Origin of the sequence: Acidithiobacillus ferriphilus (assembly GCF_018854775.1) — a bacterium.
GTDB lineage: Bacteria > Pseudomonadota > Gammaproteobacteria > Acidithiobacillales > Acidithiobacillaceae > Acidithiobacillus > Acidithiobacillus ferriphilus.
This window is the reverse complement of sequence record NZ_JAAZTY010000048.1, coordinates 1-19,575: the sequence shown is the minus strand read 5'-3', so window position 1 is coordinate 19,575 and position 19,575 is coordinate 1. Positions and strand designations below refer to the sequence as shown.

The window sequence follows — 19,575 nt, the reverse complement described above, 5'->3', positions numbered from 1 at the left end:
GGGACGCTGGATGCGGCCCGCCGTTACGGGGCGGCCTTCGTGTTCGTCGCCTCGGTCTGGCTGGTCCTGTTGATCGGTCCCTATCGCTGACCGGCGGGGCGGCGTTTCTCCTTCGCGATCCTCTCGTTCTCCGCCGACTTGACGGCGGCCCAAGCCATGAAGCCGGCGGACGAAACTCCGAACAAAAAAGCGCCCAGCATCGACGACAAGCTGAGAATCCAGTGCCCTTTCACCAAGAAGACGAAGGTGAGGAGCATCAGGAAAAGGAACAGGACCGCCCCCAGGGTGAAAAGGACGTTGATCAGGAGGATTTGCTTCCTGGTCTCCCTGTCCATTGATTCCTTCGCTTCGCTCTTTCTCATGACGCTCGCTCCATTGGCTTATCCCTTCTTTTTGGCGATGGGTTGATCTGTTTATAGCAATTTTTATGTGGATGGGAAAGATCGCGCCGGGTGGCGCGGGGTTGGAAAAGGGGGTATGTGCAACAACTGGTTGGAAACCGGCGGATTTTGAGGCCAACCACCTGCTGCGGCAAAGCTGGCGAAGGTTGGAATAGGGAGACCCGAAGGCGACCGTTTCCATAATGCCTCTTGGTTGGAATGGAATGTGTGTCCGGTTTATGGAACCATGGCCTCCAGCCGCTCCCGACCCGTTGCCGTCTTCGCCCAGACTGCCCAAGGCCCGCGTCCAGTGGTGGGCACCGCTGCAGGCTTCCATGCCGATGATTGCGGATGGCAAGTTGGCGAAGAATTCGAGCAGCTTGCCGCGGCTCAGGGTCTTCTTCAACGCCACCTTGCCATGCGCATCGACGCCATGCACACTGAATACGTTCTTGGCCAGGTCAATTCCCACGGTATTACGGATGCCGATATGCCATGGAGGCGATCGGCCTCTTCGCCGCATTGCGGGGAGATTTACTCCGCCAGGACGAGCGCTTGGCGGAGTGCGACCAAAGGATAGCCCGACTTGCGCAAGAAGAAACTGCACAGCGCCTTGCGGAGATTCCCGGGATAGGGCCCGTCACGGCGACTGCGGTGGTGGCGACTGTCGGGGATGCCAAGCTTTTTCGCAATGGCCGAGAACTCGCCGCCTGGGTTGGGCTCGTGCCCAGGCAATCGAGTTCTGGAGGAAAAACCCGGCTGGGGAGAATCACCAAGCACGGGGACAGCTATTTGCGTACCCTGTTTGTACAAGGGGCCATGGCAGTGATTCACCGTGTGGGAGAGAAATCGGATCCCAGATCGTGATGGATTCGAGATTTGGTAACCCGCCGGGGTGTCCAGAAGACGGCCGTCGCCTTGGCCGCCAAGATGGTGCGTACTGCCTGGGCGTTGATGGTTCGGGAAGAATCCTATCACATGGCGGTATAGCAGGAAGATCAGCACGAACTCAATCGGTTTGAAGCAAAAAGGAGATCACTACAGTTCCACGATTTGCGCGATGACGAGAGATGGTGGATATGGTCGAACCGGTGTCTGAAAAACCTGATATTGTCAAAGGCCGTGGTACAGGCCGAAGAATTGATGAGGAGCTGACACGCGGATTACCCATCAGGGCCAGGGCAAAATGCCCACCAACAGGCCGGATACATGTTTGCAATCGATCCTTCCCTCCAATCCCGGCATCTTGCAAAACCGGGGACGTTCATACATGACTATAGCCCGTCGGACATTGTCATTTGCTCTCCGTCCCTGAACATCCGTTTCCAGTCTGCCGCCGACCATCAGGGCTCAACGGCGGCAGGGCAGCGTTATATACATAAGCAGCGGGAGCGGTCATTCGCCTCCAAGTTGAGAACGAGTAATATCGGCCCAGTCATTCATTAACGATGATTAAATGTCAGCATCCGGCCAATAGATACCGATTATAGCGCTCAGCTAAACTCCGTTGACCGTCCTCGACAATAGACCAAATGCAAAATACAAACCCACTTGCTGGTGCTTTTTAGAAACTACCCAACCGGTTTATCAATCTAGAAATCTCTGTGGCTGACACCATCGCCAACTCCCTTGGCTCCATCTTGTGAAGTCCTCCACCATATACGCGTCCCTCACTCATCAACGATTCGGCTCGAATATTGTTCAGTGACTCCCAAATTCTCCGTAAGGTATCCGGTCGCCCATGTAGGCGCTCGGCCACATGCGGCTTTGGGTAAAGCATCAAATAAGTATTAGCGGCAACAGCACGAGAGTGATTCAGAAGAAACCGGAAGGGCCGACCGGATCGAGAATTCCCTCGCCCCATATATGTACAAACGAAGGGACTGGGGCGGCGATCTTCCTGCCGATACCAAATCGGGCGAGACTTGCAAAGATATCTCGACATCATCTCTTCCTTACCCGATTCAAGATAACGCCCAAGAGATGGATAGCGCTTCATCAATTCGTGTTCTGGCAAGCGACAATCGAGCAAAAATAGCGACTGCGACAATATCGGATTACCTTGCTCGTCGGCGTCAATTTCGTCGGCGCTGACATAACGCGGACTCGGCAAGATGGGGCGAAAGCACTCCATCGGTAATTGCAGTCTTTCTATTTTCTCCCGGCTCAGGATAAAGAAATCATTGCTACCAGTCGCAATGCCACGCCGGATATCGAATAGGTCTGACAAGATCGGGGTGTTAAGGGCCACCCTTACTTCTTGCCGGGGGAAGCGCGTCCACTTGGCTTCGTTAGCAAGTTCTAACGCTGAAATACCGCGTGATATTGCAGGTGCCGCATGCGTTCCTCCATAGGAGAATTCGACAATATGTCCAGCGGGGGGCTTGTCCTTCTTAAACCACACCACAGCCGACGACACGAGTGCATCATCAAACTGCACATCGCTGGGATCAAATCGATGGATACGAAGTAGCGTTACTTCTTCAAGCAGATAACGCTTTAATTCTTTACCATAGTTCACGTCCATAAACTCGCTTGGTATCAACCAGCCAGCTATACCGCTAGCACTCATCCAGCGATGCGCCAACGCGATGAAGTGACAATAAAGTCCTGCCAATCCAGAAAGCTTCACTCCTGCCGCAGCCCTACCTTCCGCTTGTAAACGTCGTTTCTCGTCACTCTCAAGGTGATGATGGCGCACATAAGGAGGATTGCAAATCAGAAGATTAAAGCTATTTGCAGACGGCTTTGCTCTGGTAAAATCAGCAAGCTCGATATCTAAGCTATGGTCTTCCCAAAGTTGCTTTGCCGGTTCACCATAGTGCGGGTCAACCTCATACCCCTTCGCAGCCTTAAGCAGCCTATCTCCGATCGTTTCAAGCAACGCAGAGTAAAACGAACCTGTGCCGATCGCAGGGTCAAGAAAGCGAATCCCTTGCTCTTCTGGTAATAAGCTCAAGCCATACGCCAACACCTCACGGGCCAAAACCGTAGGAGTGGCAAATTGCCCCAGCTTATTTCGTTCAAGCGAGGTTTTATAAGCGTCAAGGTTAGCTTGAATCGACAAGCGCATTTTTTCTTTATATGCGCGTTCTTCCATAGTCATAGCTCATACTTAGCCAAGTCGTCGATGCGGTGTTCCCACACCCAGTCAATACCCTCGGCAGCTTCATAGCCAAGATAGCCACTGTCAAAATATCCACAAAGGAATAGACCAAAACGGATAGTATCACCGTATGTATTCCTGAGTTGGGTCATCTTCTGGGCCTCCTCTTTCCGGCGCTTGTTCACATTAGTGAAGTCACCGGCGGATTTTGCCTCAATCAGCAATGGAAGTTCACCAGGCTTGGCAGATAGCGGCATGATTACTGCGTCGGCAGGGATGTTAACTAGCTTCTCATCGCCCTTGTCATTAATCATCTTCACCGGAACATTCATTCTGAACGAGTAGGTTCCGGGCTGCATTTGGTTGAATTTGATACCATTGCCGGCTTGGAGAGATTTATATCCTTTCGCTTCCAGCCATGCCGCTATCCCGGCAAGCTGTCGCTTTTCCTGTGCATTACGGATGATTGGGTCTGACACAGCACCGCACAACCGATCAGCAACAATTGTCGCGGCACGGGCAACCTCTAACTCGTTTGCAGGCTCTTTGCGACCCAACCATACAAAAATATCCGGGTCTGCCATTTTTTCGATAATGGCCCCAATTCTCTTCAATTCTTCTTCGAGCTGGACGGGCAGCATTCGCGGCGGGATTCTTGGGTTTTCAGCAAGTTCCATACTCTCAACAAGATTCTTTGATATCCCGGCCAAGCCAATCAACCTGTCTCTTGCGAGTGGCGGGCAAGTAGACATACGCAACATGGGAAGAACCGCCGGGTGCTGTTTCAGCAAAATTGGGGTTACATTGGTCAGGTTTTCAGTTGAATGCAGCGCAAATTCAACTTGCTTTGCCGTTGTCACTCTTGTCTCGCGGAATGCTTTCGGCGCGAACTGCATGAACCACGAGTTATAGAGGTCGACAGACTGCTTTATATCAGACTTCCATTGGTCAGGATTGTCCCGGTTTATTCCCATGTTTTTTATCTTCTTACCTTGCTAGTCATTCTAAATTCCGCGTGGCGTTAACACGTCATCTTTCTTGTACCGTTCATCGGACAGTCCACACTTTCGTACATTATTGCGATAAATATATCGCTGCGCACGACCACAAATTATACCGAAAATCTGTTCCCCACCCCATCGTGCCATGGCCGCCTTTTTCAATCGTGGAATTTTTGGTCAGAGTGACACCTGCTGGCCAGGTATGCCGAATATTCCTGCTGCCGACGACGTGCATCTTCCTCGATGCCGCGTTTTGTCAGGGCCTCGATCTCGCGCTGCGCGAGAGGGATTGAGCGCCAGCGCGGTTGTGCGTCGATTGGGGTCATAACGCGATTGCGAAGCTCTTCGGTAGCTATACGTCGGTAGTCTTCGTCGAGAAGTTCGGGACGCTCGAAAAAGATGAGACGGTGCGACATGTACCGATATCTCTCATCTGCGAACTGACGGGCGAGCGCCGGACGCTCTTCCCACGCTGCCGCGTGAAACCGTTGCATGAGAATCTCGTCCTTGAGCGGAGGAAAACCTTGCTCGTAAAGTTGCTCCTCCACATAAGGCGATGGCGAGTAGTCCGGTTCCGCAGCCTGCGCGGCAGTGCATAGACGGTCGACAAGTGCCTGATCTTCTCGAACTACTGCGGCCGCGTCCAGGATTCCAGGCTCATCAAGTGGAGCGAGGAGTTCAGGCGTCGCATCATATATGGCCCAGAGGGTTGGTGCGGCATTTGTACGAACGGTCACGACGGGCCGTCCAGCATCCTTACATGCCTCGGCCAACTGCTCATCAGTCATCGCGCGAAGCGTGTCAAGATCTGTCGCCAGATCGAGGCAGTAATGCCGGTTCGACTGCTTCTTATCTCTGCCGAGCCAGGTTAAGACGCGAGTACGATGCTGATTTCCAATCATCTCTGAAAGCAGGAACGCATCCTCGTCGGTGATAAAGGCTTCAACGCTCGCCTTCTGGCTGAATCTGAGGAACTGTGACCAGACTTCCGGCGCCGCCGCTTTGATGCGCTGACAAAGTGCCAGCGTGGTAGCGACATCGGCCATGGCTCTATGCGACAGCGGAACCTTGATGCCGTTCGCTTCCGCAAGCGGCTTTAACCTGAACACCTGCCGCCCCTCATCGTCTATTGCCGGTCTGAGCACGTCCGGGCGAAGGGCCGCTGTTACACGACAAAGATTGAGTACATCAGCCCGTGCGCTACCTTTCGTATTGGTCAGGTACGGGCCGTAAAGGCACTGATAAAAAGCGTGGCGCAGAAACTCTTCGTCAAACGACAGTGAATTGAAACCAAGGAAGAGCGCCGGGCTCCACTCTTCGAGAACACGGCGGATTTGCCCGACCATCTCGTAGTGAGAGGGGAGCGATGAATCCGTAAGCTCCGCGATCTGAAGCCCTGTCACATGCATCGCCTCGGGAGACGGGATAACGTGAGGCATTAGATGGCATCGAAACTCAACCTGATCCAAAGGCCTCAGATCGGCATCCGTCCGTATGGCAGCGAACTGCACGATCTGATCAAAGCATCTGGTGAGGCCAGTGGTCTCTACGTCGTAGATGACGAAGCTCACATGGACTCTCCAAGGGTGCTCAGCCTGTAACGCATTGCCGCTTCGCTAACCTTGAAGCGCTTCGTAAGTACTGAGACAGCCTGATCGTCCTCCAGATCAACGGACCGCCCCTCAAGCGCGGCCACGAGTAAATCTTCCGGCATAAGCAATTCGGCCGCAAAGGCGTTTGCCTCAATCTCCGTGGCATCAACACCGGCCGCGGCGAGCCCATCTCGGCGCAGGGACCCACGGTCCACATGAACGGCATGCTCCAGTTCCGACCAGTGAAGCCGGATGTGCGCGAGTTCATGCGCTAGCGTGAAACGCTGCCGATTAGGCGCATGCAGAGTGTTGATACCGACGATCGCGATACCGCCCCGGATATAGGCCAGACCTGAGAGCTCTTCATCGAGAGGGGCATAGTCGACCCGCACGCCCAGCGACTTCGCTATCCGTTCAACCGGCACGGGCGCAGTCTTCACCTTGAAATGGTGCAGCAATGCCTGCGCCTCTCTACGGGCTCGGAGTTTGTCCGCACGCCTTGTCATGAGGGTCTCTTTCGAAGTTGCTCATCGGTGAAAGCCGAAGCGAGAAAAGTCTCGACCGTGGACTGCTGACGCGAGCTCAGTGGGGTACCGCCGCTAACCCGGATCTCCGGCAGCGTTTCCGAGGGCGTCCAAGTCTCGGGAACCAGGTCAAGGATGGAATTGAGCTTCAACGCGTTCACCAGGGCGAAGAGTTGATGAACCATGATGCGCTGACGGCCTGTCTCCAGGTTGGCGAGAGAGGCACGCGAAAAACCGATCTTCTCAGCAACTTCCGCTTGGGTAAGCCCGAGCTGAGTACGCCGTTCTGCAACTGCGCGTCCAAGTCTGCAATAGAGTTTCATTGACATTCTGGCAAGCTACCTGCCCATGATTTGTTTGTCAAGCTGACGTAAATGTTTGCATTAAGCACATAAAATATTCATGTGTGCTTAATGTTGACATATGCCGATATCCCCGTCACAATTAAAAAACTGGTGGAGGTGGTCTCTGCCGGATCAATGGCAGAGCCTGATGGTGCCAAGGATATTCAGATGAGTGAAATTGTTGATAACGCCGAAGGCGCAGAGATCGTTCATACAGTCCCCGTGCTCGTGAAGACCGGCTTTTCAGATGAGCGAGCTGTGGAGGTGGAACTGGGCCGCAGAGTGACGACGCTCTTGGAGATCATCGCCAGCGAGCGCGGCTGCGCAGTCGAAGAACTGGTGCTATTCCGTGAAGGCGAGGACGAACTGTTGACCGAAGGTGTTCTGGTCGAGGCAGGCTACCCGCACCGCCGCCGTCATCACGTTCACTACGTCGGCGAGGTGAATGTGACAGTCCACTATCAGGCGTCGGCTCACCATCGGGACTTCAAGCGGCATGCGACCGTTGAAGATGTCCTTAGGTGGGCGATTGATGTCTTCACGATCGACCCGAGCATGGCGACTGAGTTTGAGCTCGCCCGTCACGGCCAAAAGGAAGAGCTTCCCGCGACGGAGCATGTAGGCCATCTTGCGGGATGCCAGAACGAGTTAGTTGTCGACCTTGTCCGAGGTGATATCGTCAATGGGGGCTGCCGGTGATCGCCGATCCGAGCGCAGCCCGCGTTGAGTCCGATCTTCATGATGGTGATTTCCTCAATAGCTGCGAAGCGGGCCGCTGGCGCATTATTTCTTTCGCATTTCCGACGCTTGACTTTACTATCTCTGCGACCGAGCCGGACGGCACGTCGAGCGAGTATGGTTTTAAGGCGGAGCTATCCAACTACCCCAGCCAGCCCCCCATGGTGCAGATCTGGGACCATGGGGCCAACATGCCCTTGGCAAAGGATCGACGCCCTAAAGGCGGTCCGCGTGTTCAGAAGACGTTTCAGCACTGGGGTCCAGATACGGTCTACCGGCCTTGGGATAGAATGACGGGCCCTCACAGCAATAGCGCTGGCACTTATCCCCATTTGGCTTGGCGCCCTGAGCGGCGTCTCATATTCATCTTCGAGGACCTACATGGCATCCTTAATAGCAACGCTCGCGCGCAGCGTATTGGGGCCTCGGCCTGAAATCTTCTGTGCCTCCGCAGTCTGGAATACGGGCGTGACCGAGCTGCGTCGGCGCGCCGGTGAGCGGCAAGAGAGCGGTGCGTTCCTTTTAGGTTCCAGGGACGAGGCCCGGCGCATCGAGGAGTTCGTTTTCTACGACGACATCGATCCAAACGCACTAAGGACGGGCATCGTCAAGATCGATGGACGTCGGCTCGGCGCGCTATGGACCCATTGCAGGAAAACGGGCCGACAGGTAGTCGCTGACGTTCACGTCCATCCTGGCGGCTTCCAGCAAAGCCCCTCGGATCAGGCCAATCCCATCATGGCTGAAGTTGGTCACCTTGCTATCATTCTTCCCCACTATGCGGTACGGGCCATATACCCTGGCGCAATTGGGGTCCATGAGTATCTGGGGTCACACCGCTGGCATGATCGAAGCCACGAACGCCCATCTCCCTTTCATGTTGGTTGGTGGCCCACATGGCGCTAGATCGTCATATCGCACGTCTTGCGAAGATACTTGTCGACAATGATGGGATCTCTTTCGACGCGGCACAGGCACGATTGCGGGCGCTGACACTTGAAGTGGTTGTCGGACCCGACGCGGTATCTCCCGCGGCGCATGCGGCCGTCCTGACCGCTGTATCGGTCGGGCATCGTACTTTTGTTGGCGGCGTTCGGGTGATCGGAGCCATTGACCAACCGCTCAATTCTGCGCTGCCGATCTTCGCGTCCAGTCTGGGCGAGGCCGCCGCGGAAATCGGTGGGTCAGCTTTCGAAGGTGTTCCCTCACGTAGGATTATTATAGGAACTACCGAACAGCCGGACGCAGGCTGGTCCGTGGGAGTTTGGTGGGATGGCTGGCTGGCAGGGACGGCGGAGGTCGGCGCCCATCTATATGAACATAGCGACAACTCGCTAGTGGGAATTGCCGCAGCTGCGCTTGCCGTAGGAATGGCTTTTGAGGCAGAGCGGGGCCGTTGCCATGATCTTCGGTCGGAAATAAACCTCTGGCCGACAGCAACCGAGGATGAGGAAGCACCGAGTTTCGCCGAGGTTTTTCTACCAGGTGCCGTTTGGCTGATTGGCCTTGGCAACATTGGCCAGGCTTTCCTCTGGGCACTCGCAGCACTGCCATACGCCGATCCGAGGAGCGTTTCCCTCATCCTTCAGGACCAAGACAAAATCAGCGAGGAAAACTGGGCAACCTCCGTGTTAGTGAAAGATGGGACCTATGGAGTGCTTAAGACCCGAGCTGGAGAGCAATGGGCATTAGCAAAGGGATTTGACGTCAGGCGCATTGATCGGCGCCTCGTTGCCACAGACCGACTCTGGGATGATGCCCCGCGCGTCGCGCTTTCCGGTGTCGATAAGATCGAGCCGCGTAAATATCTGGCTGGCGTCGGATTCGACTGCATCGTTGATGTGGGCCTCGGCCGGACTGCGAACGATTTCGATCGCTATCGCATCTCTATCTTCGACTCGAACCGGCCAATCGATAAACATTTTGCCGGCCAAACAGATTGGCCTAGTGACGAGGCAACGCCCATAGAAGAAGCATACCAGCGGCTAGAGGAGGAAATCGGTCGCTGTGGGATGGCGCAGGTGGCAGGAGCGAGTGTCGCAGCCCCATATGTTAGTGCGTTGGCAGCGGCGATAGCCATTTCCCGTTTGATCGCCGTGACCTCGGGGTGCGAGTGTCCGTCAAATGAAGTTGGCAAACTTTCTTCCTTAAACGCTCGCCGGCTTGCTCCGGTAGTCAAAGTTGACGCGAGGGGGGGTGGTCACGCCGGTAGAGCAAAACTCGGCATGAGTACCCAAGGGTAGTTGACGATCGACCGCGCGCGGTCGCGTCGGCCCGCCGTCCGGCAGCGCCCGGCCAGAAGCGGCCAGTGGGAGGTCACACCTATATGCGGACATCCGACACTCGCATGCGGTAGACTGATCGCGTTTCCTGGCTGCTGGCTTTGCCGCTCCGGTTGTGAAACCCACAGATTGGCCGGAGGGCTCATACAGTAGTGACATCCTCAACGAAAAACCATCAGGCCGAACATTGGAAATTGCGACATGGTCCCGCGGGGCTCCATTTATTCAACCGCACTACTGGCCTGAATGTGCTCATCGACGAGATCGCGGTCCCAGCCTCGCTGTACTCACGGGCGCCCCGTCAAGTCTCGATTGCGCTTACGAATCAATGCGATTTAACGTGCGCTCATTGTTATGCACCTAAAACCCGCCATGATCTCACCTATGAATCAGTCACTTGCTGGTTAGCAGAGCTTGATGCGAGTGGCACTCTAGGAGTGGGCTTTGGAGGGGGCGAGCCGACGCTTTACCCCCGCTTTGTCGAGTTGTGCCAGCATGTGGCGCGCGAGACGCAGCTCTCGCTCACGTTCACGACCCACGGGCACCACATTGACGAGGCCATGGCCGATGGACTTCGCAGCAGCGCCCACTTTATCCGCGTAAGCATGGATGGGATCGGCCATACTTACGAGTCCATCCGGCGGCGCTCCTTCCAAGACCTACTCGCGCGTATGAAGCTGGTACGGACTATCGCCAGCTTTGGCGTCAACTTCGTCGCAAATGAGAAAACATTGCCCGATCTTGATGAAGCTGCCGCAATCGTCGCCGACCTCGGGGGTTGTGAGCTCCTGCTGCTTCCACAGATGGCGAACCGCAGGTGCTCACAGATTGATGACGACACGTTGCAGGGCCTGCGACGGTGGGTAGCGGTGTATCGAGGTAGCCTGAGGCTCAGCATCAACGAGGGAAGCGCGGAGGGGTTCCCAACCTGTGACCCAATCGCGGCAGAGCGAGGTCTTCGAGCCTATGCGCACGTTGACGCAGCGGGTGTGCTGAAGCCAAGCTCGTACCATGCAACCGGAATTTCGATCGGCGCCGATGGCGTGCTGAGCGCGCTTGATCGACTTGCTAACAACCTCACGGAGAACGATATATGAAGATTTGGTACCAACACGGCTCCGAACACTCCGCGAACCTGGTAATGATCGGCCACTTCAAGGACGCGGACGAAGCAACGAAGGCGAATGAAATCATCGGCGCGCTAACAAGGCAGGTCGCTGAAGATCTTGACCGAGGCACGCTCATCCTTGACAGCCCCACGGCGCAATATGGCGGGGAGATGCTCGACTTGCTGGGCCGTCTGAACGTCGCATGGATCGGGCCGCAGGAGCTTGAGCAGTTCGCCTACGAAGTCAGCGTGAAAGTGGAGGGCAGCAAGCTCGTACTGACGACGGAGGAGATCGACATCTCGGCCTTCCTCAAAGTCATGTTCGATCGTGGCGCGCGCATTGAGGTCTACTCCGCCCACGACTATCCTGACACCGAACACGGGAGAGGTCGTTAAAAGTGGAGCTACCGTGCCAGCACTGAACTGGGATGCCTTCGCCAAGTTGCCAGGGAGCGCCGAGAAGAACTTCGAGCTGCTCTGCAGGGGCATCGTACGCCAGAACTATGGCAGCTACGGCGTGCTTCGTGCTCTCGCGAACCAGCCGGGCGTCGAGTTCCACCTGAAACTCGACCGACCTTGCGACGCACTTGGAGGTCCGGGGCGTTGGTGGGGATGGCAGTGCAAGTGGTATGACCTTCCAGCTACCGGCACACTCGGCACAACGAGACGAAACCAGATTGAAGAGGGAATTCACAAAACCGAAATCCATGTTCCTGGTGTAACGGACTGGGTCTTGTGGACGCGCTACCCGCTGACCAAGGCGGATCAGACATGGTTCATGGATATTTCATCGAGGATGACGTTGCACCTCTGGACGGCGGACGAAATTGACAACCACCTCGTGGGCCAGGCCGCCGTTCTGCGTGCCACCTACTTCGTCGAGCTTGTACTGACGCCAGAGATTCTATGGGAACGGCATGAGCAGGCGGTCGCCCCGATTCGAGGGAGGTGGCAGCCTGAAGTCCACCACGTCGTTGATGCTGAGCGCGAACTGCGTCGCATGCTGGGGGAGTCAGGCGCCTGGGACGAACTTCGCACCCTCGCCGTAGGCCTGCGCTCGATGGTGCAACTTGTGGAGGACGCTCCAACGGTGCCCACTGCCCTTGCGCCCCTAGTTGCGAGTGTTATCGACACGTCGAGGCAGTCTGCGGATGCGCTCGATCGAATCGCCGTTGGTATCCGCGATGGCGACCTCGACCTGCTTCGCGACGATCTCACTTCACAGCCATGCGCCCTTGCACCCGATGTCGCCACTGCTCCTCGACGACTGCGTTCCGGGAACCACCGGGCTGGTCTGTATGTGACGAACGCCGTTGCGGGATGTCGTGAGACGTTGAGACTGATTACCGATGTCGAGGCTGCATTTTCGTCCCGTGTTGTCGCGGTGCTCGCTCCTGCAGGCTGTGGCAAGACGCAACTTGCAGCGCAGCTAACGGCTGGTACGGACGCGCGCCCTCATGGTGTGCTGCTGCATGGTCGTGACCTGCACGCGAACCACACGCTCGACGACTTGGCGCATCGGATGTCGATCGCGGCTCAGCCAGTTCAGAGCATCGAATCTCTTCTCGCCGCGGTGGATGCAGCCGGACAGCGCGCTCGCCATCGGTTGCCCGTGGTCATCGATGGGCTCAACGAGTCGGAAGATCCACGTACCTGGAAGTCTTTGCTCGCGGCGGTGGAGGCGACGCTCGCGAAGTACCCCTACGTTCTGTTGGTCTGCACATTGCGGCCTGAGTTTGCTGACGAGGCGCTACCCGATGGAACTCGGCGTATCGAAATTGAGGGCTATGGGGACGAAACGATCGATGCGATTCGTGCGCACTTTCGCCACTACAAGATCGAGGCAACTGATGCCTCGCTTCCGATTGGACTCCTCCAGCACCCGCTGACCTTGCGTCTTTTCTGTGAAGTGACGAACCCGACACGGCAGGAAGTGGTCGGCATCAATGCAATGCCGGGCTCACTGACCGCTTTGTTCGACCGCTACCTCGATCAAGTAAGCGATCGGATCGCGGAGCTCGCCCCACGAACGCAGAGGTACTATGGGCAAGATGTTCGCGCGGCATTGACCATTATTGCCAACGATCTATGGGACTGCCGCAGCCGTTCCATCGACAGCGACAAACTGCGACGAGATCTTCGAGATGACCATAGACCATGGGACCAGAGCATCGTGCGCGCGCTGGAGCAGGAGGGGGTTCTTCTCCGTATGCCATCAAATGGTAACGGTGCTTACGTTCCTGTTTACGACCGGCTGGGAGGGCACATCATCGCCAATGCGCTGCTCACACGGCACGGACAGGCCGACTTCGAGACATGGATCCGGGAGCCTTCCACGACGACGTTGTTGGCGGGCGACTACAACGACCGGCATCCACTGGCTAACGATGTGGTGTACTCGTTGGTTGGGCAGGTCCCTCGACGATTCCACTCAAAACAGCTCTGGCAGTTGGTTGATGAACCAATGCGTTCTCTCGCATTGCGCACCGCCGCAAGGCTCGAAGCAGCCTATCTGGACGCAGCAACAGTGGACGCATTGCTTGACCTTGTATGCCAAGGAGACGCTGGGATTCTTGCGCAGCTCTGGGAGGTACGAGGAGCGGCAAATCATCCACTTAATGCAGAGGCATTGGACCGAGTGCTGCGGCCCATGGGTGTATCGGACCGCGACCTGCGCTGGACGGAGTGGCTTCGAAGGGGCCAAGACGAAGTACTACGCGACCTTGAAGACCTGGAGCAGCGCTGGCGACAGGGGGGAACGTCCGTAGGCGATCGGCTTCGCGCGCTTTGGGTCATGTGGACGCTTACAAGTACGGTTCGACGATTGCGGGACCAGGCGACTCGTGCGCTCTACTGGTTCGGTCGAGCCGCCCCCGAAACGCTTTTTGAGCTGACCATAGACTCGCTGACCGTGAATGACGCCTACGTCGGTGAACGCATGCTCGCAGCCACCTACGGCGTCGTGATGAGCTACCAGCAGGCAGACGCCGACTTCGAGGGCCACCTGGCGCCACTTCTCGATCGGCTTGTGACTGCGCTCGTGGACTCGTCGGCGACCGCTCCCACGAACCACTACCTAGCGCGCCTCTACGTGCGGGGCATTATCGCATTCGTCGAGAAATTTTACGCGTCTGCACTCCCCGAGCGTTTGCGCAATAGATGGTCGTTCGGCACGCCGGTGCCGGTGTCGCCCATCGCGGAAGGCGACCCATATGCTGAAGAAGTGGGGCGGACGCTCCACATGGACTTCGAGAACTACACGCTGGGACGACTCTTCGAGGATCGATCCAACTACGACATGAACCATCAGGGGCACAAGGCGGCCGTTGCCCACGTCCGCGGCGTAGTGTGGTCGCTCGGCTGGAGAGTCGCGACATTCGAAACGCTGGATCGTGACATCGCGAGTGATGCTTTTCGGTCCGAAGGTCGTGGGCAACGGCCTCGCGCAGAACGCTACGGGAAGAAGTACGGCTGGATCGGCTTCTTCATGTACGCAGGGCTGCTCGAAACACAAGGGCGCCTCCCGCGCGACAATCAACGTCTCTCTGACGTTGACATCGACCCCTCGTTCCCCGAACAACCGCCCGTCGACGGGGAGGAGACTGTCCCGGCGGTATGGCTTTCTCCGTCCATCGAGAACCATGATTGCTGGATTCGAGAGAGCCCGACGTCCGTGCCTCGCACACTCCTCGTTCGGCAGAGGATCGGCGAACACGATGGGCCTTGGGTTGCCGTTCACGGCTTCTTCAAGGCTGAAGACAGAGTCCTTGGACGTGAGGTATGGGCATTCGTTTCTGCATTGCTGACGCCTAAGCAGAGCGCGCAGGGACTGGTGGCCGCCCTGAAAGCCGGGGAGCGGCCATGGGTGGCTAGTGACCTTCCCAGCGATCACTACATATTCGCAGGCGAGATCCCCTGGCACCCGGGCTTCGCCGCCGAAACGCTTGCCGAATCCGGCTCCGAAGGTGCCTATCGAGAGAATGTTCGCGTCGGCACAGACAACGTAGAGGTTGAGGTCCTCGCACACCAGTACGCTTGGGAGAGCTACCACAGCGAGATGAACCGTGCCGGCAGCGCGCGAGTGCCATCGCGATGCTTCTCTACCTGGTTCAACCTCCGAAGCGCACCACAGAGCTTTGGCCTACGCCTTGCCGACGGAACCAGGGCCACGATCACGCTCAGAGGCGTCGACGGACTCGATGGAGACGTGTTGTACGTTCGCGAAGACCTGCTCCGGCAGTACGTGGGCGAGCGCGCCATTGTCTGGTTCGCGTTCGGCGAGCGAGAACTGCGGCCCTATCCGCCGTCACCTCCTCAATGGCTCGTAGATGCTCAGCGGCAACAGGCAAATGCGTGGCGCGAGGTGCTGATCGAGGCAGACCTCAAGCAGGGTGCGAAGCCGCCTGGGAAGAAGGCAGGCAAGCGGCGGCGACGCATGCGGTGAAGATGACACCGGCCCTGAGACGATACCTGTTCGCTGACAATAAAGTATCACCCTGAAAACCACGTAACCAATTGTTTTTTATGGATTGACAGGAAAATTAATGTGTCATCCTTGATCGTTATTTCAAAAATTACATAATAGCTTTCCCGGACAAAAAAGTATCATCCCGGCGTCTCGCGGATTTTCTGCCCCCTCGGCGTGCTCTACTTCCAGTGGCAGGTATGCAGCAGAAGCAACCATCTGATTTCGGCAGCCACATTGCGTCAGGTGCGTTACTAAAAGATAGAGGTTCTTCGACGTTTCATGTGGGTAACCTGAGATCCAGCTTGCCCAGTATGAGGTAGGCCATGTTGATGAAGTTCTTGTGGGTACGGTAGCCCCGCGCTTTGGCCTTGGCGGACTGCAGAAGGCTGTTGAAGCCTTCCAGGATGCCGTTGGTAATCTGGCTCTCGAACCAGCGCAGTACCCCGTCCCAATGGTTCATGAGGGTGTAGGTGACTTTGACCAGAGGGGGTAGTCCGCTGGCCTTGGCGTTTTCCATCCAGGCATTGAGGAGTACCGCGCCCTGGTGGCGATTCTGGATCGTGAAGATCTCCTGGAAGGTCAGGCGGAACTGGTAGGGCTGAGCCGTCTTGAGATTCTGGTTCTTGAGGAGCTCCTGGAGCTTGGCGGTCTGTTTGGCTGAGAGCTTTCCCGGGTTCTTGAGCCACAGCCAGCGGCTCTTTTTCAGATCGGGTTGGGAGATGGCCTCGCCCTTGCGCACGGCATCCACGGCCTCATTGATGAGCTTCAGCAGGTGAAAGCGATCAAAGGTGATCTGGGCGTTGGGCAGGTGTTCTGCGGCGCCTTTTTGGAAGGCCAGTGAGAGGTCCATGCTCACCTCCGTAATGGCCTCGGCGTTACCGCCATGGGCCTGCAGATCTTCGGCGAACTTCTCGAAGGTTTTGGCATCCTTGCCTGGGGTGGCGAAGAGCAAACGCTTGGCCTCCAGGTCCACGAACAGGGAGATATAGTCGTGGCCACGCCGGCTGCTGGTTTCATCGACACCGATGGCATGGACCTCTGACATGTCCACGGCCTCGCGGGCCTTGGCGACGTAATGATCGAGCACCCGCCAGAGTCGCTGGTCCGTCTCCCGCACTAGACGGGCGACCGTCAACACGGGCATCTCCCGGACCATGGCCATGACCAGGGCCTCGAAGAGCAACGTGAATCCGGAGCCTTCCCGAGCCCAAGGGACGGGTACCAAATGCACCCCATGCTCCGGACAATGGACCCGCGGCACACGGGCGTGGAGATACGCCGCATGCTGGAAGAAATCCAGGTGACGCCAGACCTTCTCCTGGCTGTCATGGACGGGACACTCCTGGCCACAGACAGGACATGGAAAACGACTGCCCTTGGGGAAGTTCACATGTAGGTCCAGGCGCTTTTCCTCCGCCGTGAACCGCACCTCGTCCACCATCCACGGCGGAACCAGACCTAATGCCAGAGTGAACAGTTGGTTCCCTTGGTCCATCGTTGCCCTCAGCTTGCTACCTCTACCATAGGGCAATCATACCGCCTTACCCACTCGATGTGTCGAGGAGCCAAGATAGAGATATTGATCGAAGCACTGGCCCACTCTCTTTAGGTTAAGCCGAGCAAGAAAGAAGTTCCATCAAGCATTGATTTGTTCCATCTTCTAAAGCTGCTTGAGAGCGTCGGTTTTATTTATCGAGTTGAGCAAAATAAATGAATTTACAGCCCTATTAAAAGATGCAAAATACAACAAGAAAAATGCAATCTGCAAAAAAATGATAAAGTAAAATTCTATCAATTGCTTAACGTCTAACGTTATCGCCGCTGGCGATGATGATTTTGACATGACAACTCCGAGCAAGAATGACAAAATGCCCAAAGCTAATATCGATAAAATCGTGACAAAACAGAGCACGTTGCGCGACCTTCTGCATGAATCTCCGAGCTTCTTGCCAGGTCTAGAAACTTTTGTCGCAAAACAGGCGAGATATTTTAAACCAGTATAACCAATAACAGCACGATAAATGTAAAAATTTACTTTGTCTACCTTGCACCCGGTTTGTATATGAAAAACAGATTCCTCTACAATGGTGCTACAAATTTCTTTTGATTCCTGCGTGATTATTTTCGTGGAGTTTTTCGTGTCAGACGCTATTAATTTCTCTATAATATTTAGATTTGTATCTGATTTTGATATTTTTATGCGATAAAAATCGCCAGAAGAAAAAAACTGAATTACTTTATAGATGGCAGGAAAAATAGCAAGAATGACAGTGACGCAGTATGATGCTATATGGCCGATGTCATATGCTGCACTGGTTGATTCAGTAACCATAATTTCTCCACGATTATATATCAAATAATTTAAAATATGGTGATTTCAGGATTGATGCGCAAAACCATTGCACACAATATCATCAATAATTGACCAACATATAACATCTTAAGCTAATCCGCGCCCGCCAATTTTTATATGAAATATTTTAGTGAATTATAGCTAGAGCCATCAAGTGGAGCGTTTTTATAGTATCGCCAATGACCGCTTACAGTCTGTTCCGGCCTTTCAACGGTCGACCTCGACAAACAGCTTTTGGCCGAGAGTTCGCATTTCTTAAAGCATAAAGCAGTCGCTCGGAAAATCCAAACTCTCTCTGCGATGCCGCTCTCCAACCGGTTTTGCGCAAAACGATATAGCGGCAGGGCGTGTCTTGCCAACCAGTCCTTGCACAGGCCGGAAAAGGAAACGCGTCGATAAATTTCGCCTCCGGGGGGAATAGGTCGTGGGCAAGTCGCCCATCTCTATTTCTCATGGGAGATCGGAATGAACGCGAAGTGGAAAGGTATTGTGACGGCCCTGGTTTCCTGCGGAATGCTGGCGGCCCCATTGACGGGATACGCGACGACTGGAGGTACGGCGACGGGAACATCTGTTACCGGCAGCGACGTCACCCAGCAGGATTCGAGCGGGAATATCGCCGGCGGCGGCGGAGCCACGGCGGCGGGGGGCCATTCCACGGCGCTGGGAACCAACGCCCAGGCGGACGCCACTGGGGCCACGTCCGGCATCGGTCACGACGGGACGGCGGATGGCGGCGGCACGTCCTTAGGGTACAACGCGAACAGCGGGAGCGGCGGCACCTCCCTGGGCTATTCCGCGCAAAGCGACGCGGGGAGCGTGGCCGTGGGCAGCGACGCGAACGCGGTCCCTTCCAGCGGTACCACCGCCACGGAAAGCCGCAACGTGGCAGTCGGACAAGCGTCCGTGGCGACCGGCACGGGTTCTGTCGCCATCGGCGGCGGTGCGACTTCTTCCGGGAACGGCAGCGTGGCCGTGGGCAACGGCGCGTCGGATGGCGGCCAGGCCGACGTGTTCTCGGTTGGCAGCGGCGCCGCAACCAGTTCTTCCACGGATCCATCGACGCGAACCATCATCAACGTGGCTCCGGGATCCGTCACGGCCAACAGCACGGACGCCGTGAACGGCTCCCAACTCTACGGTGTGCAACAGACGGCCAACACGGCGGCAAGTGCAGCCAGCACGGCGGAAACCGACGCCAGCAACGCCAGCGGCGCCGCGTCGAGCGCCCAGACGGAGGCCTCGGACGCCATCACGAGCCTGGGCGGAGGGGCGGGCTATTCAACATCCAATGGCTACACCGCTCCGACATACACCGTCGGGTCATCCACCTACGACAACGCGGGCGGGGCCATCTCGGCGCTGAACGGCGCGCAGTCCGCGACGGCGGGCACCGTGTCCACCCTGCAAGGCAATCAGACAACGGACCAGTCCGCCATCTCCAGCCTGAAAAGCCAGCAGCAAACGGACGTGAGCAACATTCAGACGGCGGAGACGGACGCCTCCAATGCCCAGAGCGCGGCCAGCACCGCGCAAACCGACGCCAGCGGTGCCCAATCCACGGCCACGGCGGCCCAGAGCGCGGTGAACGCCCTCGCCAGCCAGGCGGCGGCGGCCCTCGGCGGTGGATCCACGGCGAGCGGCGGGTCGATCACCGCCCCGGCCTACAGCGTCGGATC

15 protein-coding genes and 4 pseudogenes are annotated in these 19,575 nt (G+C 56.5%); 10 read left to right on the top strand and 9 right to left on the bottom strand.

Annotation, left to right across the window (positions count from 1 at the left end):
• Positions 1–80: 80 nt before the first annotated feature.
• Together HF921_RS04140 and HF921_RS04135 are read right to left on the bottom strand one after the other, a co-directional pair.
• Positions 81–362 carry a hypothetical protein gene (locus HF921_RS04140; protein ID WP_215893366.1) on the bottom strand — a complete coding sequence of 94 codons (282 nt, stop codon included), beginning with the start codon at positions 360–362 and terminating at the stop codon, positions 81–83.
• Positions 363–663: 301 nt separating this feature from the next.
• Positions 664–819, bottom strand: a pseudogene (locus tag HF921_RS04135) (IS110 family transposase); the annotation flags it as partial.
• 36 nt (positions 820–855) lie between these two features.
• Here HF921_RS04135 and HF921_RS04130 point away from each other — a divergent pair.
• A pseudogene (locus HF921_RS04130) lies at positions 856–1,370 on the top strand (IS110 family RNA-guided transposase); the annotation flags it as partial.
• A gap of 574 nt (positions 1,371–1,944) precedes the next feature.
• On the opposite strand, the gene HF921_RS04125 reads toward HF921_RS04130, so the two are convergent.
• From HF921_RS04125 to HF921_RS04105, 5 genes are all read right to left on the bottom strand, one after another.
• Positions 1,945–3,480, bottom strand: a complete 1,536-nt coding sequence (locus HF921_RS04125; protein ID WP_215893364.1) for an Eco57I restriction-modification methylase domain-containing protein — start codon at positions 3,478–3,480, stop codon at positions 1,945–1,947.
• 2 nt (positions 3,481–3,482) lie between these two features.
• A complete protein-coding gene (locus tag HF921_RS04120) occupies positions 3,483–4,460 on the bottom strand; it encodes a XamI family restriction endonuclease (RefSeq protein ID WP_215893363.1) in 978 nt (325 codons plus the stop codon).
• Positions 4,461–4,645: 185 nt separating this feature from the next.
• The gene (locus tag HF921_RS13520; RefSeq protein WP_215893362.1) at positions 4,646–6,058 is read right to left on the bottom strand and encodes an exonuclease domain-containing protein; all 1,413 of its coding nucleotides are present in this window, start codon (positions 6,056–6,058) and stop codon (positions 4,646–4,648) included.
• The gene (locus HF921_RS04110) at positions 6,055–6,585 is read right to left on the bottom strand and encodes an ImmA/IrrE family metallo-endopeptidase (protein ID WP_215893361.1); all 531 of its coding nucleotides are present in this window, start codon (positions 6,583–6,585) and stop codon (positions 6,055–6,057) included. The genes HF921_RS13520 and HF921_RS04110 overlap by 4 nt, the downstream gene beginning before the upstream one ends.
• On the bottom strand, positions 6,582–6,932 hold the full coding sequence (locus HF921_RS04105) for a helix-turn-helix transcriptional regulator (protein ID WP_215893360.1): 351 nt from the start codon (positions 6,930–6,932) through the stop codon (positions 6,582–6,584). Before HF921_RS04105 ends, HF921_RS04110 begins: the two co-directional genes overlap by 4 nt.
• Positions 6,933–7,016: 84 nt before the next feature.
• Here HF921_RS04105 and HF921_RS04100 point away from each other — a divergent pair, with 84 nt between their 5' ends.
• The 8 genes and pseudogenes from HF921_RS04100 (at position 7,017) to HF921_RS04075 (ending at position 15,519) form a co-directional block, all read left to right on the top strand.
• Entirely contained in the window at positions 7,017–7,646 is a 630-nt protein-coding gene (locus HF921_RS04100; protein ID WP_215893359.1) for a hypothetical protein, read from the top strand.
• Positions 7,643–8,119 carry a DUF7665 family protein gene (locus HF921_RS13745; RefSeq protein WP_455692636.1) on the top strand — a complete coding sequence of 159 codons (477 nt, stop codon included), beginning with the start codon at positions 7,643–7,645 and terminating at the stop codon, positions 8,117–8,119. The genes HF921_RS04100 and HF921_RS13745 overlap by 4 nt, the downstream gene beginning before the upstream one ends.
• Positions 8,067–8,591 carry a hypothetical protein gene (locus HF921_RS04095; RefSeq protein WP_215893358.1) on the top strand — a complete coding sequence of 175 codons (525 nt, stop codon included), beginning with the start codon at positions 8,067–8,069 and terminating at the stop codon, positions 8,589–8,591. The genes HF921_RS13745 and HF921_RS04095 overlap by 53 nt, the downstream gene beginning before the upstream one ends.
• Entirely contained in the window at positions 8,582–9,928 is a 1,347-nt protein-coding gene (locus HF921_RS04090) for a hypothetical protein (RefSeq protein WP_215893357.1), read from the top strand. Before HF921_RS04095 ends, HF921_RS04090 begins: the two co-directional genes overlap by 10 nt.
• A 191-nt stretch (positions 9,929–10,119) precedes the next feature.
• Positions 10,120–10,593 (top strand): annotated as a pseudogene (locus HF921_RS13640) (radical SAM protein); the annotation flags it as partial.
• A 45-nt stretch (positions 10,594–10,638) separates the two neighbouring features.
• Entirely contained in the window at positions 10,639–11,064 is a 426-nt protein-coding gene (locus HF921_RS13420) for a hypothetical protein (RefSeq protein WP_264318183.1), read from the top strand.
• Positions 11,061–11,471, top strand: coding sequence for a DUF6375 family protein (locus HF921_RS04080; protein WP_215893355.1), 411 nt, complete (start codon positions 11,061–11,063; stop codon positions 11,469–11,471). The genes HF921_RS13420 and HF921_RS04080 overlap by 4 nt, the downstream gene beginning before the upstream one ends.
• Positions 11,472–11,484: 13 nt before the next feature.
• Positions 11,485–15,519 carry a hypothetical protein gene (locus HF921_RS04075; protein WP_215893354.1) on the top strand — a complete coding sequence of 1,345 codons (4,035 nt, stop codon included), beginning with the start codon at positions 11,485–11,487 and terminating at the stop codon, positions 15,517–15,519.
• Between the two features lie 301 nt (positions 15,520–15,820).
• Here the strand turns inward: HF921_RS04075 and HF921_RS04070 are convergent, their stop codons facing one another.
• Together HF921_RS04070 and HF921_RS04065 are read right to left on the bottom strand one after the other, a co-directional pair.
• On the bottom strand, positions 15,821–17,038 hold the full coding sequence (locus HF921_RS04070) for an ISL3 family transposase (protein WP_215893353.1): 1,218 nt from the start codon (positions 17,036–17,038) through the stop codon (positions 15,821–15,823).
• Positions 17,039–17,203: 165 nt separating this feature from the next.
• Entirely contained in the window at positions 17,204–17,875 is a 672-nt protein-coding gene (locus tag HF921_RS04065; protein ID WP_215893352.1) for a hypothetical protein, read from the bottom strand.
• Positions 17,876–18,361: 486 nt separating this feature from the next.
• On the opposite strand from HF921_RS04065, the pseudogene HF921_RS04060 reads away from it, so the two are divergent.
• Positions 18,362–19,575 (top strand): annotated as a pseudogene (locus HF921_RS04060) (hypothetical protein); the annotation flags it as partial.